Source organism: Novosphingobium sp. BW1, from assembly GCF_008107685.1.
Lineage (GTDB): Bacteria > Pseudomonadota > Alphaproteobacteria > Sphingomonadales > Sphingomonadaceae > Novosphingobium.
In genome coordinates this window covers 1-16,601 of sequence record NZ_VIRF01000036.1, presented here as the reverse complement: position 1 = coordinate 16,601, position 16,601 = coordinate 1, and the positions used below count along the sequence as shown (strand labels likewise).

16 protein-coding genes are annotated in these 16,601 nt (G+C 63.5%); 14 read left to right on the top strand and 2 right to left on the bottom strand.

The genetic code is table 11. The annotated features are described in order from the left end of the window. The first annotated feature begins 36 nt into the window (after window positions 1–36). The 13 genes from FMM79_RS01125 to FMM79_RS01060 all read left to right on the top strand — a co-directional run bounded on the left by FMM79_RS01125 (window position 37) and on the right by FMM79_RS01060 (window position 12,408). Window positions 37–2,061: a conjugal transfer protein TraG gene (locus FMM79_RS01125; protein WP_148625374.1), complete on the top strand. Its 2,025-nt coding sequence runs from the start codon at window positions 37–39 to the stop codon at window positions 2,059–2,061. A gap of 7 nt (window positions 2,062–2,068) precedes the next feature. Continuing rightward, entirely contained in the window at window positions 2,069–2,473 is a 405-nt protein-coding gene (locus tag FMM79_RS01120; RefSeq protein WP_148625372.1) for a CopG family transcriptional regulator, read from the top strand. Further along, window positions 2,473–3,465 carry a P-type conjugative transfer ATPase TrbB gene (trbB, locus tag FMM79_RS01115; protein ID WP_148625370.1) on the top strand — a complete coding sequence of 331 codons (993 nt, stop codon included), beginning with the start codon at window positions 2,473–2,475 and terminating at the stop codon, window positions 3,463–3,465. The genes FMM79_RS01120 and trbB overlap by 1 nt, the downstream gene beginning before the upstream one ends. Before the next feature lies 1 nt (window position 3,466). After that, the gene (locus tag FMM79_RS01110) at window positions 3,467–3,802 is read left to right on the top strand and encodes a TrbC/VirB2 family protein (protein WP_148625368.1); all 336 of its coding nucleotides are present in this window, start codon (window positions 3,467–3,469) and stop codon (window positions 3,800–3,802) included. After that, a complete protein-coding gene (locus FMM79_RS01105; protein ID WP_148625366.1) occupies window positions 3,799–4,074 on the top strand; it encodes a VirB3 family type IV secretion system protein in 276 nt (91 codons plus the stop codon). The genes FMM79_RS01110 and FMM79_RS01105 overlap by 4 nt, the downstream gene beginning before the upstream one ends. Further along, window positions 4,068–6,545 carry a conjugal transfer protein TrbE gene (gene trbE, locus FMM79_RS01100; RefSeq protein ID WP_148625364.1) on the top strand — a complete coding sequence of 826 codons (2,478 nt, stop codon included), beginning with the start codon at window positions 4,068–4,070 and terminating at the stop codon, window positions 6,543–6,545. The genes FMM79_RS01105 and trbE overlap by 7 nt, the downstream gene beginning before the upstream one ends. Next, window positions 6,542–7,297: a P-type conjugative transfer protein TrbJ gene (gene trbJ / locus FMM79_RS01095; protein WP_148625362.1), complete on the top strand. Its 756-nt coding sequence runs from the start codon at window positions 6,542–6,544 to the stop codon at window positions 7,295–7,297. Before trbE ends, trbJ begins: the two co-directional genes overlap by 4 nt. Window positions 7,298–7,415: 118 nt before the next feature. Continuing rightward, the gene (gene trbL, locus FMM79_RS01090) at window positions 7,416–8,720 is read left to right on the top strand and encodes a P-type conjugative transfer protein TrbL (protein WP_148625360.1); all 1,305 of its coding nucleotides are present in this window, start codon (window positions 7,416–7,418) and stop codon (window positions 8,718–8,720) included. A 5-nt stretch (window positions 8,721–8,725) separates the two neighbouring features. Next, the gene (gene trbF, locus FMM79_RS01085) at window positions 8,726–9,544 is read left to right on the top strand and encodes a conjugal transfer protein TrbF (protein ID WP_148625358.1); all 819 of its coding nucleotides are present in this window, start codon (window positions 8,726–8,728) and stop codon (window positions 9,542–9,544) included. Continuing rightward, a complete protein-coding gene (trbG, locus tag FMM79_RS01080; RefSeq protein WP_148625356.1) occupies window positions 9,541–10,506 on the top strand; it encodes a P-type conjugative transfer protein TrbG in 966 nt (321 codons plus the stop codon). The genes trbF and trbG overlap by 4 nt, the downstream gene beginning before the upstream one ends. After that, entirely contained in the window at window positions 10,503–11,699 is a 1,197-nt protein-coding gene (locus tag FMM79_RS01075; protein WP_148625354.1) for a TrbI/VirB10 family protein, read from the top strand. Before trbG ends, FMM79_RS01075 begins: the two co-directional genes overlap by 4 nt. A 9-nt stretch (window positions 11,700–11,708) precedes the next feature. Beyond that, window positions 11,709–11,930, top strand: a complete 222-nt coding sequence (locus tag FMM79_RS01070; RefSeq protein ID WP_148625352.1) for a DUF2274 domain-containing protein — start codon at window positions 11,709–11,711, stop codon at window positions 11,928–11,930. Between the two features lie 241 nt (window positions 11,931–12,171). Continuing rightward, window positions 12,172–12,408 carry a helix-turn-helix domain-containing protein gene (locus FMM79_RS01060; RefSeq protein WP_148625348.1) on the top strand — a complete coding sequence of 79 codons (237 nt, stop codon included), beginning with the start codon at window positions 12,172–12,174 and terminating at the stop codon, window positions 12,406–12,408. 166 nt (window positions 12,409–12,574) lie between these two features. Here the strand turns inward: FMM79_RS01060 and FMM79_RS01055 are convergent, their stop codons facing one another. Beyond that, the gene (locus FMM79_RS01055; protein ID WP_240338902.1) at window positions 12,575–12,934 is read right to left on the bottom strand and encodes a helix-turn-helix domain-containing protein; all 360 of its coding nucleotides are present in this window, start codon (window positions 12,932–12,934) and stop codon (window positions 12,575–12,577) included. 157 nt (window positions 12,935–13,091) lie between these two features. Next, window positions 13,092–14,198, bottom strand: coding sequence for a Fic family protein (locus FMM79_RS01050; protein ID WP_148625346.1), 1,107 nt, complete (start codon window positions 14,196–14,198; stop codon window positions 13,092–13,094). 478 nt (window positions 14,199–14,676) lie between these two features. Here FMM79_RS01050 and FMM79_RS01045 point away from each other — a divergent pair, with 478 nt between their 5' ends. Further along, on the top strand, window positions 14,677–15,912 hold the full coding sequence (locus FMM79_RS01045) for an integrase arm-type DNA-binding domain-containing protein (RefSeq protein ID WP_148625344.1): 1,236 nt from the start codon (window positions 14,677–14,679) through the stop codon (window positions 15,910–15,912). Window positions 15,913–16,601 lie beyond the last annotated feature (689 nt).

The window sequence follows — 16,601 nt, the reverse complement described above, 5'->3', positions numbered from 1 at the left end:
CCGAACCGGTCCTGTCCGGCGGGCGGGAGCCTCGACGTGACACCCACCAAACTACTCATCGGCCAGATCATCGTCGTCTTCGCCATCGTCCTGCTGGGCATCTGGGCGGCGACACAATGGGCGGCAGCCATGCTGGCCTATCAACCCGAACTGGGTACGCCCTGGTTCCGGCTCGATGGCGTGCCGGTCTACCATCCCTGGGCGCTGTTCCCCTGGTGGTATCATTACGACGCCTATGCCCCGCACGTCTTCGACCGCGCGGGCATGTTCGCCGGCGCCAGCGGCTTCATCGGCTGCGCGGCAGCGATCTTCGGTTCGTTGTGGCGCGCCCGCCAGTCCAGCAACGTCACCACATACGGGTCAGCCCGCTGGGCAGGACGCCGCGAGATCGAGCGCGCCGGCCTGCATCGCGACGTCGGCGTCATGCTCGGCACGCTGCGGGGCCGCTATCTACGTCATGACGGCCCCGAGCATGTCATGGCGTTCGCGCCGACCCGCTCGGGCAAGGGCGTGGGCCTCGTCGTCCCCACCTTGCTCTCCTGGACCGGCTCGGCGGTCATTCACGACATCAAGGGCGAGAACTGGACCCTGACCGCCGGATGGCGCGCGCGCTTTTCGCACTGCCTGCTGTTCAATCCAACCTACGCCGCCTCGGCGCATTACAATCCGCTGCTGGAAGTCCGACGCGGCGTCAACGAAGTGCGCGACGTCCAGAACATCGCCGATATCCTGGTCGATCCGGAAGGAGCGCTCGAACGCCGCAATCATTGGGAAAAGACCAGCCATTCGCTGCTGGTCGGCGCGATCCTTCACATCCTCTATGCCGAGGAAGAGAAGACGCTCGCGCGGGTCGCGACCTTCCTGTCCGATCCGCAGCGCAGCTTTGTCGCCACGCTCCGCCGGATGATGACCACCAATCACCTTGGCGACGACAAGAACCCAAAGGTCCATCCCGTGGTGGCGTCCGCCGCGCGCGAACTGCTCAACAAGAGCGAGAACGAGCGCTCGGGCGTGCTGTCGACCGCCATGTCGTTCCTCGGCCTCTATCGCGATCCGACCGTCGCCGAGGTCACGTCGCGCTGTGACTGGCGGATCGCCGACCTGATCGAGGCCGCCCAGCCATTATCGCTCTATCTCGTCATTCCGCCTTCGGACATCAGCCGCACCAAGCCGCTGGTCCGGCTCGTCCTCAACCAGATCGGTCGCCGCCTGACCGAAAGGCTGGACCAGCCCGGCACCTCCGTGCGCCGGCATCAGCTTCTGATGATGCTCGACGAGTTTCCGGCGCTGGGCCGCCTCGACTTCTTCGAGACCAGCCTCGCCTTCATGGCCGGCTACGGCATCCGTGCTTTCCTGATCGCCCAGAGCCTCAACCAGATCGAGAAGGCTTATGGCGAGCACAACGCCATCCTCGACAATTGCCATGTCCGTGTCGCCTTCGCGACCAACGACGAGCGCACCGCAAAGCGCATTTCCGATGCACTCGGCACGGCGACCGAGCAGCGCGCCATGCGCAATTATGCCGGCCACCGGCTCGCGCCCTGGCTCGCTCATGTCATGGTCAGCCGCCAGGAGACCGCTCGGCAACTCCTGACGCCAGGCGAAGTGATGCAGCTTTCGCCCGACGAGGAGATCGTGCTCGTCTCCGGGCTCGCGCCGATCCGGGCGCGCAAGCTGCGCTATTTCCGCGATCGCAACTTCGCCGCGCGCGTGCCCCCCGCGCCGAAGCTGGCGCAGGGTCGCTATCCCGATTGCCCGAAGCCGCGCGGCGATGACTGGTCCGACCGGGTGCGCGGCATCGATGCCCGGCTGCATCAGGCCGACGTTGCCGCAGGCGGCGAAGACGATGGCGGTATGCAGCAGCAGCGCCATCCCGGCCTTCCCGAACAGCCGACCAAAATCGCCGACGCCGCCGAAACGCACGATCCGCAACTCGTACCAGACGAGGACGATGTCGCGGCCGACAAGCGGGCCATGGACCAGGCGCAGGGTCTGAGCGCCGTCGCCCGCGGCTATGCGATCAACGAGGGCGCCCACCGCGACCTCGTGCCCGGGATGTGAGGCGGCGATGAAGATGCGCCAGAACCTCTATCTCGACCGCGAGATTGGCGACGCGCTCGAAGCGCTCGCCGCCGGCAATCGCGGCAACAAGAGCCGCTTGGTCAACGACGCGCTCCGCGACTGGCTGGCGCGCCGGGGCACAAAGGAAATCGACGATCTTCTGAAGGTCCGCCTCGACCGGCTGTCGCGCGAACTCGACGGCGCTCGCCGTGACATCGACGTGCTGCTGGAAAGTCTGTCGCTGTTCGTCCGCTACCAGCTGATGGTGACGGCGCCGCTGCCGGAGGCCGATGCCGCAGGCCGCGCTATCGGGCGCGACCGCTTCGAATCTTTCGTCGCCCAAGTCGGCCGCCAGATCGCGGCAGGCACGCGCACGCTGGCGCCGCCCGAACCAAAGGGAGGCAAGTCGTGATGCCCGCCGGGTCCGACACGGTATCTGCCGACCGTCGCCGCGCCATGCTGCGCACCGCGATGGGGCCGGCAATCGCTGCCGCGCTCTTCGATCCGCGCGTCATCGAAATTATGGTCAATCCCGACGGCGCACTGCGCGTCGATATTCTCGGCGAGGGCCGGGTCGATACCGATGTGAAGCTCGATGCACCCCAGGTCGAGCGGATCATCCGACTGGTGGCGTCGCATGCCCGTACCGAGGTCCATGGCAACAAGCCCATCGTCTCGGCCGAACTGCCGCCGCATGGACAAGGCGCCGGCGAACGCTTCGAAGGCATTCTGCCGCCGGTTTCGACAGCGCCATGCTTCTCGATCCGGAAGCCCGCGGCGCGGGTCTACACGCTCATGGACTATGTCGCCGACGGCATCATGCCGGCGGAGACTGCGCGCATGCTTTCTCTCGCGGTGGTCGATCGCCGGAACATCCTGATCGCCGGCGGGACCAGCTCGGGCAAGACCACGCTCGCCAATGCGCTGCTCGCCGAGATGGCGCATCTCGACGAGCGGGTCATCCTGATCGAGGACACCCGCGAACTGCAGTCGCCCGCCCGCGACACGGTGGCGCTGCGGACGCGGGCCGGTGCTGTCACGATGGGCGACCTGGTGCGCTCGACGCTGCGGCTTCGGCCTGACCGCATCATCGTTGGCGAGGTCCGCGGCGGCGAGGCGCTCGACATGCTCAAGGCCTGGAACACCGGCCATCCCGGCGGGATCGCGACCGTCCACGCAAATAGCGCGTCTTCTGCGCTCTACCGGATAGAACAGCTCATCCAGGAAGCCGTCGTCACCGTACCGCGCCGCCTGGTCGCCGAGGCGATCAACCTGATCGTCTTCATCGCTGGCCGCGGCACCGCGCGGCGCATCGAGACGATCGCCTGCGTCGCGGGCCTCGACCCCGATGGCGGCTACGCCGTCGTCGATCTCTCCCCAACCCCTGACAACACAGGAGACTGACATGCGCATCTTTCCCATTTCCAACCGTGACCGCCTTTTCCTGACCGGGCTGATGCTCGGCCTTTCGCTCACCCTGACCAGCACGGCCCAGGCCAGCGGTTCCGGCATGCCCTGGGAACAGCCGCTCCAGCAGGTGCTGGAATCCGTGCAGGGACCCGTCGCCAAGATCGTCGCGGTGATCATCATCATAACGACCGGCCTGACGCTGGCCTTCGGCGAGACGGCGGGCGGATTCCGCCGGCTGATCCAGATCGTGTTCGGCCTGTCGATTGCGTTCGCCGCGTCGTCTTTCTTCCTGTCCTTCTTCAGCTTCGGCGGCGGGGCGCTCGTCGCATGAGCCACATCGACAACGGTCATGTTGCTGGCTTCGAGGCCCCGATCCACGCCAGCCTGGGCTCGCCGATCCTGCTCGGTGGCGCACCACGCGGCATAGCGATCGTCAACGGCACGATCGCCGCCGCAGTCGGTCTCGGCCTCCAGCAATGGCTGGTCGGCATCGCGCTCTGGGCAGTCGGCCACAGCATCGCGGTGTTCGCCGCCCGCCGCGACCCCGATTTTGCGCCCGTGCTGCTCCGCCACCTGCGCCAGAAAGGATATCTGGCATGTTGAACCTCGCTGAATACCGGTCGCGGGCCGACCGCCTCGCCGATCATCTTCCCTGGGCCGCGCTGGTGGCGCCCGGCGTCGTCCTCAACAAGGATGGCAGTTTCCAGCGCAGCTTTGCCTTTCGCGGTCCCGATCTTGAAAGCGCGACCGAAGCCGAACTCGTTTCGGCCTGCGCGCGCGCCAACAATGTGCTGAAGCGCCTCGGCACTGGTTGGGCGCTGTTCTTCGAAGCAGAACGGCGCGGCAGCCAGGGCTATCCGGACGGCGCCTTTCCCGATGCCGCATCCTGGCTGGTCGATCAGGAACGGCGTGCTGGATTCAAAGCCGAGGGCCAGCATTTCGAGAGCGTCTATCACGGCACTCTGATCTGGCTGCCGCCCGCCGATAGCAGCGATGCCGCCGGACGGAGCCTGGTCGAACGGCACGATGATGCGCAGGGCCGCGACTGGCGCTCCAGCCTTGCCGGCTTCATCGCCGAAACCGACCGCATTCTCGACCTACTCTCCGGCTTCATGCCGGAGCTGCGCGCACTCGATGATGCCGAGACGCTGACCTATCTCCACGGCACGATTTCCGATCACCGCCATAAAATCGCAGCGCCCGAGACGCCAGTCTATCTCGATGCGCTGCTCGCCGACACGCCACTTGTCGGCGGGCTCGAGCCGAGGCTTGGCCGAACCCATCTGCGCACCTTGACCGTACTGGGCTTCCCGAACCTGAGCCGGCCCGGCATCCTCGACGCGCTCAACCACCAGGATTTCGGCTATCGCTGGGTCACCCGCTTCATCGCGCTCGACAAGCAGGACGCGACCAAGGCGCTGACGAAAATCCGGCGGCAATGGTTCAACAAGCGCAAGTCGATCACCGCGCTGCTGCGCGAGGTTATGTACAACCAGCCGGTCCAGCTTCTCGATACCGACGCGGACAACAAGGTGGTCGATGCCGATCTCGCGCTGCAGGCGCTCGGCGGCGATCATGTCGCCTTCGGCTACCTGACCACCACGATCACCGTAGCCGATACCGACCAAACACGGGTGGAAGACAAGGTCCGCGCGGTCGAGCGGATCGTCAATGGACTCGGCTTCACCTGCGTTCGCGAAAGCCTCAACGCGGTCGAAGCCTGGCTGTCCTCGCTGCCCGGCCAGGCCTACGCCAACGTCCGCCAGCCTCTAGTCCATACATTGAACTTGGCCCATCTCATGCCGCTGTCCTCGGTCTGGGCAGGGCCGGCGGAGAACCGTCATCTAGGCGGGCCGCCGCTATTCCATGCCCAGACCAGCGGATCGACGCCGTTCCGCCTGTCGACCCATGTCGGCGACGTCGGGCACATGCTCGTCGTCGGGCCTACCGGCGCCGGCAAGTCGGTGCTACTGGCGCTGATCGCGCTGCAGTTCCGGCGCTACCCGCAATCTCAGGTCTACGTCTTCGACAAGGGCTTCTCCGCGCGCGCGGCGGTGCTGGCGATGGGCGGCGCGCATCATGCTCTCGGGCTCGGCGCGGAGGGCGGCCCGGATGGCAAGGATGCCCTGGCGTTCCAGCCGCTGCGGCGGATCGACGATGCCGGTGAACGCAGCTGGGCGGCGGAATGGATCGCGGCGCTGCTGGCGCACGAAAAGGTCGTGGTCACGCCCGAGATCAAGGACGCTGTCTGGTCGGCGCTGAACAGCCTCGCCTCGGCGCCGCCGCAGGAGCGCACGCTCACCGGGCTCGCCATGCTGCTCCAGTCGAACGCGCTTCGCACCGCGTTGACGGCCTATACGCTCGAGGGACCCTATGGCCGCCTGCTCGATGCGGCCGAACAGAATCTCGCACTGGCCGATGTCCAGTGCTTCGAGACCGAAGCACTGATGGGCCAATCCGGAGTGGTCGCCCCGGTGCTCACCTATCTCTTCCACCGGCTCAAGGAACGCTTCGACGGGCGGCCAACGCTGCTGGTGCTCGACGAAGCCTGGATCTTCCTCGACCATCCGCTCTTCGCCGCGCGCATTCGCGAATGGCTGAAGACGCTGCGCAAGAAGAACGTCGCGGTGCTCTTTGCAACGCAGAGCCTGGCCGATATCGCCGACAGCAGCATCGCTCCGGCCATCATCGAAAGCTGCCCGCAGCGGATATTGCTCCCCAACGACCGCGCCATCGAGCCGCAGTCGCGTGCCGCCTACGAACGCTTCGGTCTCAACGACCGGCAGATCGAGCTGGTCAGCCGCGCCACTCCCAAGCGGCATTATTACCTGCAGTCGGCGCGCGGCAATCGCCTGTTCGAACTCGGGCTGGGGCCGATCGCGCTGGCGCTCTGCGGTGCGTCCGATCCCGCCAGCCAGAAGCGAATTGACGACATTCTCGCGGAGCACGGCGCGGAAGGCTTCGCCGGTTCTTTCCTGCGCTCCGCCGATCTCGCCTGGGCCGCTGATCTGATCGGCGAGTTTCCCGGCACCAACCAATCCACCGCTCCCCAACCTCCAGCCCCCGGAGAATGACCATGACCAGAATGCTGTCTTTCAAGAAGCCCCTCATTGCCGGCGCGCTCGGCTGCGCCATTACCGGTGCGCTCGTGTTGGCCACGCTGGCGACGAGCGAGCCTGCCCAGGCGATTATCGTGTTCGATCCTTCGAACTACAGCCAGAATATCCTCACTGCCGCGCGCACGCTCGAGCAGATCAACAACCAGATCCGCATGCTGCAGAACCAAGCACAGAGCCTCATCAACCAGGCGAAGAACTTGGGCCGGATCAGCTTTCCCGAGTTGCAGGCACTCAAGCAGACCATGCAACAGATCGACCAGTTGATGGGCCAGGCGCAGGGCATCCAGTTCAAGGTCGCCAGCCTCGATCAGCAGTTCCGCTCGCTCTACCCCGACAGCTTCGCCGGGAGCCTGACCACCAGCCAGCAGGTGCAAAGCGCCCGGACGCGGATGGACACCGCACGCGCGGCCTTCGAGCAGACCATGACCGTCCAGGCGCAGGTCGTCGAGAATATCGCCTCCGACCAGGCGGTGCTGACCGGCATCGTGGCGCGGAGCCAGAGTGCCGAAGGCGCGCTGCAGGCCAGCCAGGCGACCAACCAGCTCCTCGCACTCGTCGCCAAGCAGCAGTTCCAGATTCAGACGCTGATGGCGGCGCAATACCGCGCCGAGGCGATCGAAAGGGCGAACCAGTCCCAATCGCGCACCGACGCTCAGAGCGCTTCGGCGAAATTCCTCGGCTCCAGCAGCGCCTACACGCCCCAATAGGCGCGGCGGGCCAGGGCGGCGGCGATCCCCCGCCGCCGTCGTCGCGAGGTCCGGCTCCCTCTCCTGCGAGACTGGGTCTCGCGGCATTCCTTGAACTTAGCATCAGGACGCGAAGCGCATGGGCGATCTCAACGTCATCGATCAATTCATGGCGGCCTTCATCCGCTATATCGACAGCGGGTTCGGCCTCCTGGGCGGCGACGTCAGCTTTTTGACGCGCACGCTGATCGCGCTCGACGTCACGCTGGCAGGGCTGTTCTGGGCGCTGGGCGGCGAGGACAATGTGCTCGGTCGCCTGATCCGCAAGATCCTCTACATCGGCGCCTTCGCGTTCATCATCAACAGCTTCTCCACGCTCAGCAACATCATCTTCCGATCGTTTGCACAGGCCGGACTGACCGCTGGCGGCGGGACGATCACCGCAGCGGATCTGCTGAAGCCCGGCCGCCTTGCCGGGACCGGCTTCTCCGCCGCCTGGCCGCTCCTGCAACAGGTCAACCAGTATCTCGGCTTCACGACCTTCTTCGACAACTTCCTGACAATCGTGGTGCTGCTGGTCGCGTGGGTGATCGTGATCCTCGCCTTCTTTATCCTCGCCGTGCAGATGTTTGTCACGATCATCGAGTTCAAGCTGACCTCATTGGCCGGCTTCATCCTCGTGCCCTTCGCGCTGTGGAACCGCACCAGCTTCCTCGCCGAGCGGGTGCTGGGCAATGTCGTGTCGTCGGGCATCAAGGTCATGGTGCTCGCGGTCATCGTCGGCATCGGCTCGAACTACTTCACCCAGTTCACCACCGCGCTCCAGGGCCAGGAACCCGATATCGGCCAGGCCATGAGCCTGGTGCTCGCCAGCCTTGCTCTGTTCGGGCTCGGCATTTTCGGTCCCGGCATCGCCTCGGGTCTTGTCGCAGGCGCGCCGCAGTTGGGGGCCGGCGCAGCGCTTGGCACCATGCTTGGCGCGGGCGGAGCCCTGTACCTCGGCGGTGCCGGCGCGGCCGGTGCTGCTCGCGGCCTTGCCGTCGCTGGCCTTGGGGCGGTGCGTGCGGGCACGGCGATGGGATCGGCAGCCTCGACCGCCTACACCCTCGGTCAGGAAGGCGCCGGCTCCTCCAGCGTCGGCGCCGGGATCGGCGGAATGGCGAGTGCCGCGGCCGGCGCCGCGCGGTCGCGGATGTCCGCCGCATTAGGGCTTGGCGAGGCCGCCGAGTCCGGCCGCCAAGCCGCGTTCAACGCGATGACCGGACAGACGGCAACCACCGCTTCGGAACCTGCGGATAGTTCATCGTCGATGCCCGGATGGGCGCGGGCGATGAATGCCCAGCAGAGCGCCCGCCATCATCGCCAGACCGCCATCCACGCCGTCCAATCCGGCGACCGAGGCGGTTCCGGCGCTACCCCCGACATCAAGGAAAGGGAGGACTGATCCTCATGATCTTCAAACGCGCCGTCCAGCGATATGGACATACACCTCAGCCCGAGACACCCTATCAACGCGCGGGCCAAATCTGGGACGAACGCATCGGCTCGGCCCGCGTCCAGGCACGCAACTGGCGGCTGATGGCCTTCGGCTGCCTCGGCCTCACCACCGCGCTTTCGAGTGGCCTGCTCTGGCAGTCGCTGCAAAGCCGCGTTGTTCCTTATGTGGTCGAAGTCGACAAGCTCGGCGAGGCGCGCGCTGTCCAGCGCGCCGACAAGGACTATCAACCGACCGACAGCCAAGTCGCGTGGTTCCTTTCCCGGTTCATCGAGCATGTCCGGTCGGTCTCGCTCGACCCGGTGCTCATGCGGCAGGACTGGCTTTCTGCCTACGATTTCACGACGAAGCGCGGGAGCATATTCCTCGGCGATTACGCTCGCGCCGCCGATCCGTTCGGTCATGTCGGCGAGCGCACCGTCTCGGTGCAGGTCACCAGCGTGGTGCGTGCATCGGACAAGTCGTTCCAGATCAAATGGGTCGAGACCGCCTACGAGCGCGGCGCCCAGGCGGGTAGCTCGCACTGGACCGCGATCCTGACCGTCCAGATGGTGCCGCCGACCAGCGCTGATACACTGAGGAAGAACCCACTCGGCATCTATATCGATGCGATCGACTGGAGCCGAGAACTCGAGCCGGCCGGTTCGTCGCCATCGGCACCAACGGCCGTCGCTCCGGTGCGCGCTGGGCTGCCGCCACCGGCAAGCATTCCCGCCGGATCGCCGCTTGATCCCAACCTCGGCGCCACTACAAATCAGGAGACCCAGCCATGAAAACCGCCTTTCTCGCGGCGACGGCACTTGCCCTCGCTGCTCCCGCTATTGCCCAGAACGCGCCAACCGCCCCGGCATTGCCCGCGAACGCAGCGGTGCCATCGGTTGCTGTCGCGACACCGCCTGGCGCACCCGTCATATCGTTGCCACCAGTGACCGCCACACCTGTACCGCGTCGTCGCCATATTCCACCGTCGCTAGCCGAACTGCGGGTCAGGTCCGCCAATCGCGCCGCGACGCTCGAACCGGCAACCGGCGGCTATCTCAATGCAGTGCAGGTCTATCCGTACAGTGACGGCGTCATCTATCATGTGCTGACCGCACCCGGGCAGGTCACCGACATCGCACTCCAGCCCGGCGAGATGCTGGTGGCCGTGGCGGCGGGCGACACCGTGCGCTGGGTGATCGGCGATACCACTAGCGGTTCGGGCGATACCAGACGCACGCATGTCTTGGTGAAACCATTCACCGCCGGGCTCGCCACGAACATCATCATCACCACCGATCGGCGGACTTATCATCTGGCGCTGAGCAGCACCGCGCGTACGGCCATGTCGGCGCTTTCCTGGACCTATCCGCAGGATGCTCTGATCGCGCTCAAGGCCGCTGCCGAAGCAGCGCGGGCGGCGCAGCCGGTGGCTTCGGGGCTTGCCGTCGACCAGTTGCATTTCGGCTATGCCATCACCGGCGACAAGCCGGCCTGGCGGCCGCTGCGCGCGTTCGATGACGGGCGCCAGACGTTCATCCAGTTCCCCACCAGTCTCGGCGAAAGCGAGGCGCCGCCGCTGTTCCTGGTCGACGCCAGGGGCAATGCCGAGCTGGTCAACTACCGCGTGCAAGGCCGCTACTATGTCGTCGACAGGATCTTCGATGCGGCGGAGTTGCGCCTCGGGCTCAAGCATCAGGACGTGGTGCGGATCAGCCGGACCGGTGAACCGGTCAGCCGCCGGAGGCCGTCGTGAGCGAGGCGACGACGACACAGCCCGCCAAGCTCGATCCCGAGAGCCTGGCGCTCCGTTCGCGCCCGCCGCGAGCGATCCGGTTCAAGCGCGGCGTCATCATCGCCATCGCGGCGCTGGGATCGGCCAGCCTCATGACGGTGACATGGCTGGCGCTGAAGCCACGTCTGTTCCACCGCGTCGCAGGTCAGGAGGAGCTCTCCCAGCCCGATCTGCGTCCCGCCAGCGACACGCTCAGCGGCCTGCCGGCAAGCTATGGCGACGTGCCCCGGCTCGGGCCACCGCTTCCCGGCGACCTCGGCAAACCGATCCTAGATCGCCAGCAGCAGCTTGCAACCGGGATCAACCCGAGCGATCAGCAGCGCCAGCAGGCCGAGGCGGCCGAGCATGAGCGCCAGCTTGCCGAACTGAAGGCCGCGCGCGAATCCGGTGTGTTGGTACAGGGACGGCAGGCAGCGGCATCCGCCGAAGCACCGACGGCCAGCGTACCTGCTGGAGAGGGTGCCCAGCCCAATCCGCCGAAACTGGCGCTCGATCCGGCGACCGATCCCAATGCGCAGGGACGCAAGGAAGCCTTCGTCGGGAACCTCGATCCGCGCGGCGACGTCAATCCCCATGTCCTGACACCACCGCTATCACCCTATACCCTGTCGGCGGGCAGTGTGATTTCCGCGAGCCTGATCACCGGCCTGCGTTCCGACCTGCCGGGGCTGGTCACTGCCCAGGTCACCGAGAACACCTATGACAGCGCCACGGGGCGCATCCTGCTCATTCCGCAAGGCGCGCGACTGATCGGCAGCTATGATTCGGTCGTGGCGTTCGGGCAGAGCCGCGCGCTCATCGTCTGGCAGCGGATCGTCATGCCCGACGGCAGCTCCATCCGGCTCGACAATGTGCCCGCCACCGATCCGTCGGGCTATGCGGGTCTTTCGGACAAAGTGGACTACCACACCTGGACCCTACTCAAAGGCGTGGCGATCTCGACCCTGCTCGGCGTGGGTGCGAACCTGACATTCACCGGCGAAAGCGACCTCGTCCAGGCGATCAGGGAATCGACGCAGCAAAACGTGTCCCGCGCCGGCGACCAGATCACATCCCGCAATTTGGCTGTCCAGCCGACGATCACGATCCGGCCTGGCGCGCCGGTGCGGCTGATCGTGCACCGTGATCTCATACTCGCACCGTGGCGCAATTAGGAGGAACACATGCCGGAACTCAAGCTCCCCAAGCTGCCGGACAGGACGGCGATCAAGCTGTCCATCGCCGTCACGCCAGACCTGCATCAAATGCTCCAGGACTATGCCGCGCTCTATGCAGAATCCTATGGGCGCGAAGAGCCGATTGCAGAACTCATTCCAGCAATGCTGGCCGCATTCCTCGAAAGCGACCGGGCCTTCCTGCGCTCGCGGCGTGTCCCGGTGCGATGATGATTGCCTACGCTTCCCGCACTGGGACACGCCGCAATCTGGATGCCCTGCGTGCCGCCGGATGGCGGCTGATGGCATCGACACGCGGTGTCCTTCGCACCAAAGGATACCGCTATGCGCTCGACAACGGCGCGTGGACCTCCTCGTTCCCGCGTAGCGAACCCTTGCATGCAGCCGCGTTCGAGAGGCTGGCTAGCAGGAAGGGTCACACTATGACGCTCAATTGCCTACGATCACGGCCATGACGAGATCGCCGACAATCGAAGAGCGCAGACAGGCGAGGCAGGAAGCCCTCGCCGCTCTGGAGACATTGCCGACCGAGCCGATCAGCGTGCGGGTCTCTACGGCGGTGAAGCTCACAGGCATCCCCCGATCGACGCTTTATGAGTTGATCAAGTCCGGCGAGATCGAGACCGTCAAGATCGGCAGATCGACATTCATCCCCTATCGCTGCCTGAGGCGGCTGGTTGAAGGCTGAAACAGCAAATTGTCGAGGATGTACGCACGGCAACGCAAAAAATGTTCCTGATCGGGAATGATTGCGGCGGCGGAAGATCGATAGGAGGGCCATATTCCCGATCGGGAACATGGATAGTCGTTCTCTCGATAAGGTGCGTGAGACGTTTGAGCCATGATATTCGTCTTCAATCGGGCTGTGAAACAAAGGCGGGCAAATCGTCGTCGTCATGCGGACGCATCAACGCCCGGACGGCCGGGACCATCGCTTGCGGCACCAGCATCATCTCCAGCCCGAGCGCACGGGAGACATTCATGAGCGTCGTGGCGCGCGCAGCAGCAATGCCCGTTTCGATATCGCGATAGCGAGGGCGGGATATGCCAGCCAGATCGGCCACCTGCTCTTGCGTCAATCCGGCGGCTAGCCTCGCCTGCCGCAGGAGTTCGCCGAGTTCGAGCAGGGTTTCGGATTGAGCGCTCACCATGATCCCTAAACGATTCAAAATGAAATCACATGAAACGTATACATATCTTTCTTCGGCTAGCACGTCAAATTGAGTGATCCCTTTTCATATCATATCGACCAATGAGATACGTAAACGAGTCATCGCCGATGGCATGGTCGTTTCGGGAGCGGAGAGAGATGCAGGCCGTTGTGGGTTTCGGCGGGGCCATAGGTCGAGAGCGTCCGTCACCTTCCTGCCATCATTCACCAAGGTTCAAGAAATACCGCGTGCGCTTCAGTTCGCCCTGCTTGCGCAAAGCTCCCAACCCGACCAGTTCCGCGAGATCGCGCGTGGCTGTCGCTGGAGCAGCATCGGTGATGGTCCGGTAGTTTGCAGCGCTCAGGCCGCCCTCGAAGCCATCCGGTCCTTCGGCGAACATGCGGAGCATGGCCTTTTCCTGCCGTGGATTGAGGTGGTCGCGCAGGCGATCGAGCAGCTTCGTCTTGGCGAGGAGGAAATAAACGCGATCCAGCGTGCGCTGTTGGGCCGCAAGCGCGATCTCGGAAAACCAGTCGAGCCATTCGTCGATGCGGTTCGACAAGCTCGCGCGTTGAAGCTGGGTGTAATAATCCTTGCGATGGCGCTGGATGGTTTCCGCAAGGGCGGTGATCGCGGGTGCATCAAGCCCCTGCGCCAAGGCCTTCTCCGCAATCGCCCGGCCAAGGCGCCCGTTGCCATCTTCGAAGGGATGGATGGATTCGAACCATAGATGAGCAACCCCTGCCCGCGCGAGAACGCTCACGGGTGAGCGTCCATCCGGCCTGCTGTCGTTGAACCATCCGATGAAAGCCTCCATCTCGGCCGGCACCGCTTGTGATGGCGGCGCCTCGAAATGCACCTTGGGCGCGTGCAAGGCTCCGGAGACGATCTGTATGGGATCGGTGTGCGTTCGATATCGGCCGATGTCGGCAAGATCCCGCCTGCCGTTCATCAGCAAGGCATGCCAGTGAAATAGCATGGCGTCGCTGACCGGATCGCAATAGCTGCGGAAGAGGTTCGCCATGAGTTCTGCAGCGCCCGCCTCGGCGGCGTTGGCGCGGCGGTGGTCGGCCTTGATGCCCAGATGCTTCGCGAGGGATGACTGCACGCTCGCGCGATCGAGAATCTCTCCCTCGATTGCAGAGCTGTCCACGGCTTCCTGTGCGATGAGTTCGATAGAAAGATTCTGGCGATCGTTGGCATCGAGATGGGCCATGACGCCGACCAGGATCCCCGCCCCCTTCAGAAGCCGATCCTCACGGCTTCTCAGATACGTCGCATCGTAGACGAAGTTCGGCCAATCGGATTGCTGCCAGTTCCAACGCATGATCGATAGCATACCTTTCTATCGATCAAATTAGAGCAATATTTGATTTATAAAAGATGTTTCTATCGCTCAGGACGAGCGCCTGACCATATGGGCTGGCGAAGTGTTGTTCGCCGTAAAGGGAGCGACGAATCGGCAATGCAAACCAGCGATCTCGAGCCTTTGGGACTCGAACCTCCCAGATAAAAAGTCCCAGGGTATCGGTTATGGTATCGGTCGGCATGAGCTAATATAATTCACTGAATTATAAAGATAAATATGAATTTTTCGAGTCCTCTTCTGGCACCAACATCTCATTTCCCGATGTAGCTAAATAACTCGCCAAAATGGCGGGAAACTGTTAGTTTTCAGCATATCTCGTCGCGGAGTGCGTCTCGATGTGTCTGGGCAGTTCACCGATTCTGTGTACCTTTATGTGTCCATATTCGGGGCTGAGGCCATCGCAATGTACACACGCATCTTTTGAGGGGGCGCGGTCATGGCGTTGAACGATGTCGCCATCCGCGCGCTGAAACCTCAGAATCGAAGCTATATGGTCGCTGACGAGAAAGGGCTGTGCATCGAAGTCGCTGTGAGCGGATCGAAGTTGTGGCGCTTTCGCTATCGGTTTGCAGGCAAACCGCGAAAGCTTGCACTCGGGTCTTATCCAGAGGTGTCGCTTAAAGAGGCTCGCCGACTGCGAGACGAAGCCCGAAGCGCGGTGCGTGGTGGGATAGACCCAGGAGTTGAGCGGAAAAATGCCAAGCTGACGGCTCGTTTCAACGCTGCCAACACATTTGGCGCGGTTGCAGACGAATATATCGAGCACAAGTTGGTCAAAGAAGGGCGGGCCGCCGTCACCGTCGAAAAGGCGAAATGGCTGCTCCTCCAGATGAAGCCGATCTGGGACCAGCCCCTTATCGAAATAAAGCCAGCCGAGGTTTTTGGCGTTCTTCGTCGCTTGGAGGGGCAGCGCAAACATGAAACAGCCAAACGCTGCCGCTCATTCACCAGCCGTGTGTTCCGCTATGCTGCGGCCACCGGGCGAGCAGAAAGCGATCCGGCCGCAATGCTCAGTGGACAGTTGATCGCCCCCAAGGTGAAGCATCATGCGGCGATTCTTGAGCCCGGGAAATTGGGCGAGCTGTTGCGGAGCATTGATACCTTCGAAGGTGCCCCGATCACCCGGCTGGCCCTGCAGATTGCGCCGCACGTCATGGCGAGGCCGGGCGAACTGCGGAAGGCGACATGGGACGAGTTCGATCTCGACACCAAGATTTGGCGCATCAAGCCAGAGCGCATGAAGATGCGCCGCCCGCATGCCATCCCCCTGTCCGAGAGGGTTCTAGCCTATCTGCGCGAGTTGCAGCAGTTCAGTGGGCCGGAGGGCTACGTTTTTCCGGCATTCCACACCACTCGCCGCCCGATGAGCGAGAACACGATGAATCAAGCTTTCCGGCGCATGGGCTACACCAGCGATGAAGTGACTGCCCACGGCCTGCGAACGACAGCTTCGACCCTTCTCAACGAAAGCGGGAAATGGCATCCTGATGCGATTGAGCGTGCGTTGGCTCATGGGGACAGCGATGCCGTGAGAGGCATCTACAACCGCGGGCATTACTGGGATGCCCGCGTGAAAATGATGACGTGGTGGAGCGATTATCTCGATCGACTTCGCATAGGGGGTGAAGTTGTCGAAATCGAGAATTCCAGCAAGCGGGAGGCATCCTCTTAAGCCAGTCAATCCCACTGCACTTGACAGCAAGGTCGTTGAGAAAGTCCGAAAGACGCTGCTCTCTAGCGTCGAAGTAATTTTGAAAATGCGCTCGTGTCGCCAAGATGATCTTCATACCCCATTTGCTGCTAATTTATTTAGGACTGCAATGGGAGATGAGTCTTTCGAGGCATTGCTCGAATGCGATGATGAGGATCGCCTTTCGCAATTGATCGCTTTGGTGAGGATCGGGGGGTTAATTGCAGGAAACTCGTTCGAACGACCCAGCGGCCAGGTTTGCCAAGAAGACGCAAACGCGATCGTGAGAGACCTGCTGACCCTGTATGATACTCAGGTGAAGGATGGTCCGCCCGTATGGCTTATGCCGCGAGGCAAGAAACGGTCGACCCCCGCAGAGGCGGAGCATCATCGTCGAGCGATAATTTGGCAACGCTTCATCTCAACTGCTCGTGGGAGCAGCTCTACCGGCATAGCTGAGGTTGCGGAACGCTACGGTGTAGACCCCCGGACTGTCAGGAATTGGATGAAAGACCGTCGGGACGACCCTAAGATGGAGCATCGTCTAGTGGATTGATCGGAACAGATGATTCCGTTTTCGGGATTCCCTTGAACGGGGGGACATGCGAAGATGGCGCATGCGAACGGGCATCCAGATTGAGGTTACAGGACCGGACACCAAGCGGCTCGAA